Genomic DNA, 12,267 nt, shown 5'->3' on the forward strand with positions numbered 1-12,267 from the left:
CAGAAAAGTAAGGTAATTATTTTATTTTTAATGTATGATGTAAAAAAACAGAAGGAGTGCTCCACGTTATGAAATTGTTATCATTTAAAGTAAACGAACAAGTAAAGTTTGGCCCTAAAGTGAAAAAAGAAGAGGCAGTATGGGATGTTGTCGAAATTCAAAAACAACTCAATGTACTAAAAGACTTTCCAGAAACAATTATCGACGGGATAGCACACGGCTATGAATTTGTAGAGCAAGTTCGTAAATTAGTAGAGGCAGCACAAAAGCATGAAGATGGTGCTAAATTCAAATTAGCATATTCTAATATAGAATGGTTGTCGCCGGTTCCTCGTACACCGAAAAATATAATGTGTGTCGGCAAAAATTATAATGACCATGCGGTTGAAATGGGTGCAGAGAAAGCGCCGGAAGATATGGTAGTATTCACTAAATCCCCAACTGCGATTGCGTCGGATGAATCGACATTATCCGCTCATGCAGAATTTACGGATTCTCTTGATTATGAAGGAGAATTGGCGGTTGTAATCGGTAAGCAAGGCAAAAATATTCCTAAAGCAATGGCGTACGATTACGTATTTGGCTATACAATTGCGAATGATATTACAGCGCGTGATTTACAAGAAAAACATAAACAATATTTCCTAGGAAAAAGCTTGGATGGCAGCTGTCCTATGGGTCCATATTTAGTTACAAAAGATGAAATTCCAGATCCGCATACATTAACAATTGTAACGAAGGTTAATGGGGAAGTTCGTCAAAACGGTTCGACAAAAGATATGATGTTTACCGTCTCGGATATTATTTCAATTATTTCAAAATATGTAACGCTGGAGCCAGGCGATGTTATTTTAACAGGCACGCCAGCAGGAGTTGGAAAAGCAATGAATCCACCTAAATTTTTAAAAGCCGGTGATGAGGTGAAAGTTTCGATTGAAGGCATTGGGACTCTGGCAAACCGATTTGTTTAATATAATTCATTTATTATGACCTTTTCTTTTGTTACTTGGACGAATCCATTGAATTTATACATGCTAGCATGGTAGGATATTTCCTGTAGATAATAAATAGAAGAGGTGGAAAATTCATGGATTTCTTATCAAGTTCAACACACTTGCACATTACAGCATGGGCAATCACATTAATCCTATTTTTTGTAGCTGCATTAGCAGGCAAAAAATTAACAGCTGTACACATGACTTTACGTGTAATGTATATTTTAGTTATCATTACTGGTTTGGCTTTATTCTTAGAATGGCGCGATAAAATCACTGAAAGCGGCATGAACTATGATATGAAAGTGTTATTTGGTATTTTAGTAATTGCATTCATGGAAATGGTATTAGTGCGTAAAAACAAAGGCAAATCTGTTAATATGTTCTGGGTACTATTCGGTATCGTTTTACTAGTAACATTATACTTAGGCTTAAGCATGGGTATCGGTATAAACTTCTAATAAAAGCATTGTGTGCAAAAAGTGAAATCAACTTTTTGCACACTTTTTAATTTAAAAAACTATATATATTACATCAGGCTTTCATTTCGCATTTCCCTCTATTTGATTTATCAGATGCATAAATTATTTCCATATACATATATGATTTGCTATTCTTTAAATCTATACACATTTTTGTCACGTATTTGTTGGATTTCCTACAAATAACTTTTGTAATCATAGCTACGTGTATAGGTTTTTTGGTAAAATGACGTTGGATTGTATGTGAAAGAGAGGGAAATAAATTGAGATTTAATAAATGGCTTAGTGCACTTACTGCAGGTGTAGTACTTTCAACTTCATTGTCATTTGCATCATTAGCAAATGCTGAAGAAAATCGTACAATTGCAGATGAAAGTATATATGACATTTTAGTGGACCGCTTCTTTAATGGAACAGGCAAAAATGATGATGATACAGTAAATGCCCAAGACCCGACAATGTTTGCGGGTGGAGACTTTGATGGTGTCTTAAAGAAAATTGATTATGTTACCAATATGGGCTATACAATACTTTCAGTAGGCTCAGTTTTTGCAACAGAAAAATATGACGGTTCGATGCCGACAAGCTATACACTATTAGACCCTCGTTTTGGTACAGCTAATGAATTCAAGAAAATGGTAAATTCATATCAAAAGCGTGAAATGAAAATAATGGCTGATTTTCCTATTACGAATGTTAGTCCAAACCATGAACTTGCAGCAAAGCAAGGATTTGTGGCAAGTACAAATGATGGGAAAATACAGTGGGATTTAACAAACGAAGAAGTACAAAATGTAATAATCGACAGTGCCGTACAATTTGTGGATACATACGGACTGGATGGCGTGCGTCTAACGAATATTGAGCAAGCAGATACAGCATTTTTAAACCGCATGATTGAGCAATTAAAAGCTACTGGTGCTTACGTTATTGCAAATGCGGAAAGCGATGCTAATTTTGATGCAAAATTCTATAATGATATGGCTTCCCAATATACAAATTCCTTTAAAAATGTTGATTTGGATACGACAGTGTTGGAGCCGTATATTGAAGAAACATTATCCGATACACCTGTGTTGACAATGACCGATACAATTTGGTCAGACCGTTTTACTTTAGCTGCAACGGCTGAAGGGATGTATCCTCCGACACGTAGTAAAATTTCGATTGCAAGTACACTATTATTGCCGGGTGTGCCAGTCGTTCAATACGGATCTGAAATTGCAATGAATGGTACTGCCGGTGAAGAGGCGCATCAATACTATAATTTTAAGACAGATTCAGAACTGGCGGATTATGTTGGAAAGCTTCAATCTTTACGAAATGATTCAGATACATTACGTAATGGTGAATTTAAATGGCTTGAAAATGAAGATGGCTATATCGTATTTGAGCGGAAATCTGACACGGAAACATGGATTGTTGTTATTAACAATAGCAGTAAAACAAAACGTGTCCATATCCCTGTAGCAGAGCTGGGGGAAGGAAAAGAAATCCGTGGGATGTTCAATAGTGAAATCATTCGTGAAAATAAAGATAACAACTATACAATCATTTTAGACCGTGAAATGGTTGAGGTGTATCAGGTCATCGATGCGCGAGGAATTAATACTTCCTATATTGTGGCACTTGGACTAGTTGTTGTACTTTATACGGCATTCATGATTGTCATTATGAAACGTGGAAAACAACGCCGCGCCAATTCAGCAAAATAAAATGAAATAGCCCAGAAAAGTGAATACCTCGCTTTTCCGGGCTATTTTTAATAATTGGACTCAATTCAGTAACGTGTCCTATAGTTTTAATCGGTCATGCAAAAATTTTGCAATACCATCTTCATTATTGGATAACGTAATTTCGTTGGCGATATTTTTTAAATCATCAATTCCATTACTCATTGCTACACCAATTCCGGCATAATCAATCATTTCAAAATCATTGTCCTCGTCGCCAAATGCAATGATCCGCTCACGTGGAATACCCATTTCTTTTGAAATGAAGTCAATACCAATTGCTTTACTTAACCCTTTATGCACAATTTCAATAATTGGGAAAGGTGCACCCCAGCGTCGATGCTCGATCAGCTCAGCGTGTACATCGTGCAAATGTTTGCGGATAATTGGCGTATTTACATCATCTGCCTGAATCAATAAACTCGTCGGATTTTCCTTTAATGTCCTTTTGAGATCACCCATTAAAATATTAGGACTACCCATATTAAACATTTCGTGTACTTTTTCATCCTCACGATGGAGATATACATCGTCCATTACTTCGGCGATTAAATTATCATATTCATATTTATGGACTGATTCAACAACATCGTGGACTACACTTAAATCCACAGGTGTATGGATTGTTTTCCACATTGGGTTTTTTGGGTGGTGAATAAGCGCCCCGTTAAAATTGACAATTGGTGTCGTTAACTCCAATTCTTTATAATAGGGAAGACTAGCCCGGAAAGGACGTCCTGTCGCGATCATTACTTGATGCCCCGCTTGCTTTGCCTTAAATAATGTTTCCTTTGTAAGGGAGGAAATCTTCTTATCATCCGTCAATAATGTTCCGTCTAAATCCAATACTATTAAATGTTCGTTCATGAGAATAAGCCTCCTTTAGCATGGGTATTATTGTAACGTGAAAAATTAACATTCGTCAAAGTTTTGAAACAATCGCGGAGTTTTGATAAGGTAAGGACGAGGTGAAAAAAATGATTGTAGAGCAAGAGTTATGGAAGTCGATTCCGTTATTGCATGTGTATGATGAAACGATGGACGAACATACACCCGTCGTTATTTTTTTACATGGGTTCTTAAGTGCTAAGGAACATAATCTTCATTATGCGTATCAGTTTGTGCAAAAAGGTATCCGAGTTATTCTACCTGATGCGATCATGCATGGAGAACGGTCAGATTATTTAACGGATGAACAGATGAATTATAACTTTTGGAAAATTGTCTTAAAGTCGATCGGAGAAGTACATACTCTTTATGAAGAAATGAAGCTGAAAAAATTGGCAGGCGGCAAAATTGGTATTGCCGGAACGTCAATGGGCGGCATTGTAACATCGGGCTGCTTAACTGTTTATCCATGGATTCAGGCTGCGGGTATTTGCATGGGAACAACGAGCTACACGAAGGTCGCACTTCATCAAGTTGAGGAACTGAAGCAAAAAGGTGTTCAACTTCCGATATCTGATGAACAGCAAAGTGCTTTGTTCAATATGCTCGGCAAATATGATATGGAACAACATGGATCATTGTGGGCAAATAAACCAATAATATTTTGGCATGGTGAAAAAGATACGGTCGTTCCATTTAGTATGAGCAGACCTTTTTATGAACAACTTGAAAAAGAAGGAAAGGCAGCGAATATTCAATATATCGCAGAGCCAAAAGCAGGACATGCCGTTTCAAGAAATGGTATTTTACAAGTGACAGATTTCATTGCACAACGTTTGGCATAAAGCATTCGTTCTGCTATGATAGACGATAACACTATGTCGAAAGGGGAAACAAAAAATGGCGATTGATCAAGATATGAAAGACAGCATGCTCGGAGCTTTAGAAAATGTAATCGACCCTGAGCTAGGCATCGATATTGTCAACTTAGGTTTAGTATATGAAGTGGATTTAACAGAAGAGGGCTTAGCGATTGTTACAATGACATTAACATCAATGGGTTGCCCGCTTGCACCAGTAATCGTGGATCAAGTAACAACAGCATTAAATGAATTACCGGAAGTAAAAGAGGTAAAAGTAGATATCGTATGGCAGCCGGCATGGTCTAAAGACAATATGTCACGCTACGCAAAAATGGCTTTAGGTATCCGTTAATAAAAAATATTAAATCGATTATTTTGCAGAAGCAAAATAATCGATTTTTATTTTAGATAAATATCACGGTCTAAGTCGTAGAGTCGTAAAGGAATTTTTATGTTTTCCAGTTGAATCCAGTTTAAATATACGGTTAACATCAAATAATTATTAATGAAATGCTTTTCTAAAATATTAAGGATAAAGTTCTATTTGTTACACATATACTAATGATTATTTCTTTTTACTTTATTTATCGTATATTCAAAAATATAATACCGTACCTAAAAGGGAGTGTAAAAATTTGTGAGTTGACTAATTTTGACCTATAATAAAATTAGTCAGTAAAGGTCAAACTAATTGGAGGGTGCAATATATGCAATTTAACCAAACACAAGACAATCGACCACCTTTAGAACAATTTGGTCGTAATTTAATTGAACAAGTAAAGAATGGCAAGATGGACCCGGTTATTGGACGTGATGAGGAAATTCGCAATGTCATCCGAATCTTATCGCGTAAAACAAAAAACAACCCTGTATTGATTGGCGAACCAGGTGTTGGTAAAACGGCTATTGTGGAAGGGTTGGCTCAACGCATCGTTCGACAGGATGTGCCGGAAGGATTAAAGGATGCACAGTTATATGAGCTGGACATGAGTGCACTCATCGCCGGCGCTTCTTACCGTGGTCAATTTGAAGAGCGTTTGAAATCCGTATTAAAGCAAGTGAAAGATTCAGAAGGAAGTATCATTTTATTTATTGATGAAATTCATACAATTGTAGGTGCTGGGAAATCAGATGGAGCCATGGACGCAGGAAATATGCTCAAACCAATGCTTGCGCGCGGGGAGCTGCATTGTATCGGTGCGACGACATTGGATGAATATCGTATGTATATTGAAAAGGATCCGGCTTTGGAACGTCGATTCCAGCAAGTTTTAGTACGTGAGCCTTCCATTGAGGACACGGTGTCCATTCTACGTGGGATTAAAGACCGCTTTGAAGAGCATCACCGCGGAGTTCGTATTCATGATCGTGCCATTATTGCAGCGGCCCAGTTAGCGAATCGCTATATTACAGACCGTTTTTTACCTGATAAAGCAATAGATTTAGTTGATGAGGCATGTGCAATGATTCGGATTGAAATTGACTCAATGCCGCAGGAACTCGATCAATTAACACGCCGTCTCACTCAGCTTAAAATTGAACAACAAGCATTGAAGAAAGAGAAGGACGATGCAAGTAAGAAACGACTGGATATCCTTACGAATGAAATCGATACTTTGGAAGCTTCCATGAAATCAATGAAAGAGCAATGGGAGCTTGAGAAAAACGGTTTGCAAATTGTACGCGATAAAAAAGACAAATTGAAAAAATATGAAGCAGAGCGGGATCAATTATTCGTGTCTGGCAATAATTTAGCGCGGGCAAGTGAACTGCAGTATAGTATAATTCCGCAACTTGAAAAAGAACTTGGTGAAATGGAAAAACAGCTAAAAGATTCGGAAGGCAATCGTATGCTGCGTGAAGAAGTAACAGAAGACGAAATCGCAAAAATTATATCTCGCTGGACAGGTATTCCAGTTACGAAGCTTGTCGAAGGGGAACGTGAAAAGTTATTGCGTTTAAAAGATACATTACATGAACGTGTTGTTGGACAGAATGATGCGGTCACATACGTAGCAGAGGCAGTGTGGCGTGCCCGTTCAGGCATTAAGGATCCTAATAAGCCAATTGGAAGCTTCCTGTTCCTAGGTCCAACAGGTGTCGGTAAAACGGAGTTGGCAAAAGCACTAGCTGAGCAATTATTTGATTCAGAAGATCACTTCATCCGCATCGATATGAGTGAATACATGGAGAAGCATTCTGTATCTCGACTTGTCGGAGCACCACCTGGTTATATCGGTTATGAGGAAGGTGGGCAATTAACAGAAGCAGTACGTCGTAATCCATACTCGGTTGTACTTTTAGATGAAATTGAAAAGGCTCATCCGGATGTAGCGAATATTTTACTGCAATTGTTGGATGATGGTCGAATTACCGATAGCCAAGGCCGAGTGGTAAACTTTACGAATACGGTTGTTATTTTAACGTCTAATATTGGGTCGCAATTTTTACTTGAGGCGTCTGATGATTCAGAGAAGCTTGTACAGACGGCTTTGCGTCAGCACTTTAAGCCGGAGTTATTAAATCGAATGGATGATATTATCATTTTCCATGCATTGTCGGAAGAACACTTCCATGCAATTGCTTGGAAATATGTTAAGCAGCTACAGGAAAGAGTTGGAGAACAGGAAATTACGTTGCATGTACGTAAGGATGTAGTGGATTGGATCGTAGAACATGGTATTGATCCCCAATATGGTGCACGTCCATTGAAACGTTTCGTACAGCGCCATCTGGAAACACTTGTTGCGCGGGAGTTATTAAAAGGAGTAGTAACAGCGGGTGGTGTGCTGGAAATTACGCTAGAAAATGATGAACTGGTGATTTCCTAGAAGTAGAAGGTGCAAAAAATGGAGTTTTTCTAATATAAATCTGCAATACGAAATTAAATTAAATGACAAGGGGCTGTCCAGTTTTATACCGGACAGCCCCTTGTCATCTATTAATGTTGCTCTGCTTCTATTTCTGGAGTTGATTCGTTTGGAATGATTGCAGCGATAATAATAACTAAAACGCTGAATACTAAAGATACGATTACGCCATTCATGAAATTAAAGTTTACACCTAATACAGAACTTACTACATAGTTTGTCATTGTTACTAATAGGAATGACCAAAAGAAAGTAATAATATATTGCATCAATTTCACCTCATTGAACTTATTTATATCGTTATTTTGTAATTACATCCTCAATATCATACCACAAGCCTTCATGAAAATAAAAGGGGGAAAACAACTTTTCGCTAAGATGTCATAAAGTGAAAATTCAACACCATAAAAACATGTCAATTGTGTTTTCCATAAATTTTAATTGTTTTCAAAATAATTATACTTTATAATTAGTACCAGATACTAATATTTAGTGATTATTTAATGTTATTCAGCAGAAGATTTGGGTTGGAGATGTTTGAAAACAAGGGGGATAATATATGAATGCTGGTATAGTTGGCATAGGCAAGTACATTCCGGAGAAAGCTTTATCGAATTCGGAAATAGAACAAATTTTAGATACATCGGATGAATGGATTCGTTCTCGGACTGGTATTGGAAATCGATATATCGCAGAGAATGAGGAAACATCGGATTTAGCTTATAAAGCTGCACAACAAGCTATTCAAAATGCCGGTATTACAGCTGAAGAAGTGGGATTAATCATTGTTGCAACAGTTACACAAGATCAAAACTTTCCAAGTGTAGCCTGCCAAATACAAGAACGTCTTGGCATCTCGGGTTGTGGTGCAATGGACATTTCCGCTGCATGTTCTGGCTTTATTTATGGGACGGCTATAGCAAAACAATTTATTGAGAGTAATAGTTATGAATATATATTAGTAGTAGGTGTTGAAAAATTATCTAAAATAACCGATTGGAATGACCGCAACACCGCTGTTTTATTTGGTGATGGCGCAAGTGCAGCAGTAATTGGAAAAGTTTCTGAAGGCCGTGGCATATTGGCATTTGAACTTGGTGCTGATGGGACAGGCGGAAAACATTTGTATTTAAATCCTGAAAACCACATTTCGATGAATGGTCGTGAAGTATTTAAGTTTGCGGTTCGTCAAATGGGTGAATCTGCAATCAGTGTACTGGAAAAGGCTGGATTAACAAAGGGAGATGTGGATTATTTAGTACCGCACCAGGCGAATATCCGCATTATGGAAGCTGCTAGAGAGCGTCTAGGGCTACCGGAAGAAAAAATGTCGAAAACGATTCATAAGTACGGCAATACATCGGCTGCATCTATTGGTATCTCAATTGTCGATGATTTAGCTGAGGGGAAAATTAAAGATGATGATATCGTAGTTTTAGTTGGATTCGGTGGAGGGCTTACTTGGGGAGCACTCGCGTTAAAATGGGGAAAATAACGAAAGAGAAGGGTGTTAAATAATGGAGAAAAGAAGAGTTGTTGTAACAGGAATCGGAGCAGTAACGCCAGTAGGAAACAATGCAGAGCAATCATGGGAAAATGTAGTAGCGGGTAAATCTGGAATCGGACCACTAACGCGAGTGGATACAAGTAAATTTACGGTGTCTGTAGCAGCGGAAGTGAAAGATTTTAATATAGAAGATTACATTGAGAAAAAAGAAGCACGTAAAATGGATCGCTTTACTCATTATGCTCTAGCTGCTTCAATGATGGCCGCAAAAGATGCAAACCTTACGATTACAGAAGAAATGGCACCTCGTGTAGGTGTATGGATTGGCTCTGGAATAGGTGGAATGGAAACGCATGAACAACAATTTTTGACTTTCCAAGAGCGCGGTGTTCGCCGTGTAAGTCCATTTTTCGTACCAATGATGATTCCGGATATGGCTTCTGGCCAAGTATCCATTTATTTAGGAGCAAAGGGAGTCAACTCATGCTCCGTAACGGCCTGTGCTTCAGGAACGAATTCAATAGGAGATGCTTTCAAAGTAATTGAACGTGGTGATGCGGATGTAATGATTACAGGAGGAACAGAAGCGCCTATCGTAACAATGGCGGTTGCGGGCTTTAGTGCAAACACTGCATTATCATTAAATCCCGATATTACGACAGCATCTCGTCCATTTGATAAAAATCGTGATGGATTCGTTATTGGTGAAGGGGCAGGGATTTTAATTTTGGAAGAATATGAACATGCAAAAGCTCGTGGTGCGAAAATTTATGGAGAAGTAGTTGGCTACGGTTCAACTGGAGATGCCCATCATATTACAGCGCCAGCTCCAAATGGTGAAGGTGCTGCACGTGCAATGAAAATGGCGTTAGATGATGCGAATGTCTCTCCAGAGCAAGTAGGATATATTAATGCACACGGTACGAGTACGCCGTACAACGACTTATTTGAGACACAAGCGGTTAAAACAGTATTTGGCGAGCATGCATACAAGCTGGCAATGAGCTCGACAAAAAGTATGACTGGTCATTTATTAGGAGCAGCGGGTGGTATTGAAGCAATATTTACAGTACTTGCCCTAAAAGAGGGGATTTTACCACCGACGATGAATTTACAGGATCCTGATCCGGAGTGTGACTTGGATTATGTTGCAAATGCAGCACGAAAAGCGGATGTAGAATATGGATTAAGCAATTCATTAGGCTTTGGTGGGCATAACGCTTGTTTATTGTTTAAGAAATACACAGAACAATAGGATATAAAAAACGAACGGACGAATTCTATCGTCCGTTCGTTTTTCGTATAGTTGTACAAAGGATGGTGTTTTGACACGTTTCGTACTATTTTTGTTTTTCTATGGGCTTTGTGTAATGTCGATTAGTAATATGATATTATACTTAAACTATCGTACACTGGGCTATTCATGGCATGCAGTGCTACTGTACATCCTTCATGGTGCAGAACTGTACTTGCTTCTAGTTGCGGTAATCGGAATGGTTAGCGTCGTTTACGGCCTAATCCCATCGCGTTCTCCATTTTCTTAAGCGTTTTGGCTGCGATAGCATCCGCTTTAGCAGCTCCTTCATCTAAAATAAGATCTAGTTCCGGAGAGTCGATTAATGCATAATAGCGCTCTTGAATAGGTGTAATATGGTCTATAACAGCTTGCGCCACACCTGCTTTAAAATCGCCGTAGCCTTTGCCTTCGTACTTTTCTTCTAAATCCCTAATTGAAACTCCTGATAATGCAGATTCAATGATGAGTAAATTGGATACGCCTGGCTTATTTTCAACGTCGAATTTTACAATACCTTCAGAATCCGTTACAGCAGATTTAATTTTCTTCTCAATATCTTTTGGTGTATCTAATAATCGGATTGTCGCTTTCGTATTTGTATCCGATTTTGACATTTTTTTCGTCGGTTCCTGCAATGATTTTATGCGGGCGCCTTCTTTTGGTAATTGGATATCAGGAATCGTTAGAACATCATTGTAACGCTTATTAAAACGTTCCGCTAAATCGCGTGTCAGCTCGATATGCTGTTTTTGATCTTCTCCTACAGGAACGATGTCTGTATTGTATAAAAGAATATCAGCTGCCATCAGTGGTGGGTATGTTAATAATGCGGCAGAAACCGATTCTTTTCCAGTTGATTTATCTTTAAACTGGGTCATGCGCTCTAATTCACCGATGGACGCGACACATTGTAGCATCCAGCCAGCCTGTGCGTGAGCGGGTACTTCAGATTGGATAAATAAAATGGATTTTTCCGGATCAATACCACAGGCAATGTACATCGCTGCTAATGAGCGGATATTTTTGCGTAATTCCAATCGATCTTGTGGAACGGTAATGGCATGTTGGTCAACGATGCAGTAAATTGCATTATTGTCATTCTGTAGTGCAGGGAATTGTTTAATTGCACCGATATAGTTTCCTAAAGTAATTGTTCCTGTTGGCTGTACGCCTGAAAAGATGGTTTTCATTGGGGGTTCCTCCTTAAAATGGGTAAATCGAATTTTTTTCAAAAACTGAAAAAAACATCATGCGTCCTCTATTAAATAAATAATAGAAGGGACGAATGATGTTGAAATCCGCGGTACCACCCAGCTTGCCTTAATTGGCCACTCTTCTTCGTAACGTGAAGGGAACGAGCTTAACTAATGGGACTTATACGTTGAAGTCCTTTCATCAAGCTAACTCGGAAGTCCATTCCATTTAATGAATGATCTGTTTGCACCAACCACAGATTCTCTAGGCACTCGTTTTAAATGTACTACTCTTCGTCATCGTTTTTCGTAATCGTTATAATAATCTTGAAAGTGATTATAACGCAAATATCGAAAAGAAAGCAATTGTTTTATTTGAAAGAAATAGGAATAAAAATGCATTGTAGTGGAAATAGTAGTAAAATAACAAGCTGATTAT

The 12,267-nt window shown here is 38.2% G+C and carries 11 protein-coding genes and 1 other annotated feature; of the genes, 8 read left to right on the forward strand and 3 right to left on the reverse strand.

The genetic code is table 11. The annotated features are described in order from the left end of the window. Positions 1–68 precede the first annotated feature (68 nt). The 3 genes from SNE38_RS02170 (at position 69) to SNE38_RS02180 (ending at position 3,192) form a co-directional block, all read left to right on the forward strand. Entirely contained in the window at positions 69–971 is a 903-nt protein-coding gene (locus SNE38_RS02170; RefSeq protein ID WP_191702158.1) for a fumarylacetoacetate hydrolase family protein, read from the forward strand. A gap of 116 nt (positions 972–1,087) precedes the next feature. Further along, complete coding sequence (locus SNE38_RS02175; RefSeq protein WP_191702159.1) at positions 1,088–1,456, forward strand: YisL family protein; 369 nt, start codon at positions 1,088–1,090, stop codon at positions 1,454–1,456. Positions 1,457–1,740: 284 nt separating this feature from the next. After that, the gene (locus SNE38_RS02180; RefSeq protein ID WP_191702160.1) at positions 1,741–3,192 is read left to right on the forward strand and encodes an alpha-amylase family glycosyl hydrolase; all 1,452 of its coding nucleotides are present in this window, start codon (positions 1,741–1,743) and stop codon (positions 3,190–3,192) included. Positions 3,193–3,270: 78 nt separating this feature from the next. Here the strand turns inward: SNE38_RS02180 and SNE38_RS02185 are convergent, their stop codons facing one another. Further along, on the reverse strand, positions 3,271–4,077 hold the full coding sequence (locus SNE38_RS02185) for a Cof-type HAD-IIB family hydrolase (RefSeq protein ID WP_191702161.1): 807 nt from the start codon (positions 4,075–4,077) through the stop codon (positions 3,271–3,273). Between the two features lie 110 nt (positions 4,078–4,187). Here SNE38_RS02185 and SNE38_RS02190 point away from each other — a divergent pair, with 110 nt between their 5' ends. From SNE38_RS02190 to SNE38_RS02200, 3 genes are all read left to right on the forward strand, one after another. Continuing rightward, on the forward strand, positions 4,188–4,943 hold the full coding sequence (locus tag SNE38_RS02190) for a prolyl oligopeptidase family serine peptidase (RefSeq protein ID WP_191702162.1): 756 nt from the start codon (positions 4,188–4,190) through the stop codon (positions 4,941–4,943). A 61-nt stretch (positions 4,944–5,004) separates the two neighbouring features. After that, positions 5,005–5,313 (forward strand): metal-sulfur cluster assembly factor, encoded by a 309-nt coding sequence (locus SNE38_RS02195; RefSeq protein ID WP_191702620.1) that lies wholly within the window; start codon positions 5,005–5,007, stop codon positions 5,311–5,313. A 355-nt stretch (positions 5,314–5,668) separates the two neighbouring features. After that, positions 5,669–7,792, forward strand: a complete 2,124-nt coding sequence (locus tag SNE38_RS02200) for an ATP-dependent Clp protease ATP-binding subunit (protein WP_336045802.1) — start codon at positions 5,669–5,671, stop codon at positions 7,790–7,792. Between the two features lie 110 nt (positions 7,793–7,902). Here SNE38_RS02200 and SNE38_RS02205 read toward each other — a convergent pair whose 3' ends face one another. After that, positions 7,903–8,100 (reverse strand): YjzD family protein, encoded by a 198-nt coding sequence (locus tag SNE38_RS02205; protein WP_191702164.1) that lies wholly within the window; start codon positions 8,098–8,100, stop codon positions 7,903–7,905. A gap of 290 nt (positions 8,101–8,390) precedes the next feature. On the opposite strand from SNE38_RS02205, the gene SNE38_RS02210 reads away from it, so the two are divergent. Then, positions 8,391–9,326 carry a beta-ketoacyl-ACP synthase III gene (locus SNE38_RS02210; protein ID WP_191702165.1) on the forward strand — a complete coding sequence of 312 codons (936 nt, stop codon included), beginning with the start codon at positions 8,391–8,393 and terminating at the stop codon, positions 9,324–9,326. A 22-nt stretch (positions 9,327–9,348) separates the two neighbouring features. Further along, positions 9,349–10,593, forward strand: coding sequence for a beta-ketoacyl-ACP synthase II (fabF, locus tag SNE38_RS02215; protein ID WP_191702166.1), 1,245 nt, complete (start codon positions 9,349–9,351; stop codon positions 10,591–10,593). Between the two features lie 242 nt (positions 10,594–10,835). On the opposite strand, the gene trpS is transcribed toward fabF, so the two are convergent. Next, on the reverse strand, positions 10,836–11,825 hold the full coding sequence (gene trpS, locus SNE38_RS02220; RefSeq protein WP_191702167.1) for a tryptophan--tRNA ligase: 990 nt from the start codon (positions 11,823–11,825) through the stop codon (positions 10,836–10,838). An 84-nt stretch (positions 11,826–11,909) separates the two neighbouring features. Further along, positions 11,910–12,138, reverse strand: a binding site (T-box leader). Between the last annotated feature and the right edge of the window lie 129 nt (positions 12,139–12,267).

The organism is Solibacillus ferritrahens (genome assembly GCF_037027585.1).
GTDB classification, from domain to species: domain Bacteria; phylum Bacillota; class Bacilli; order Bacillales_A; family Planococcaceae; genus Solibacillus; species Solibacillus ferritrahens.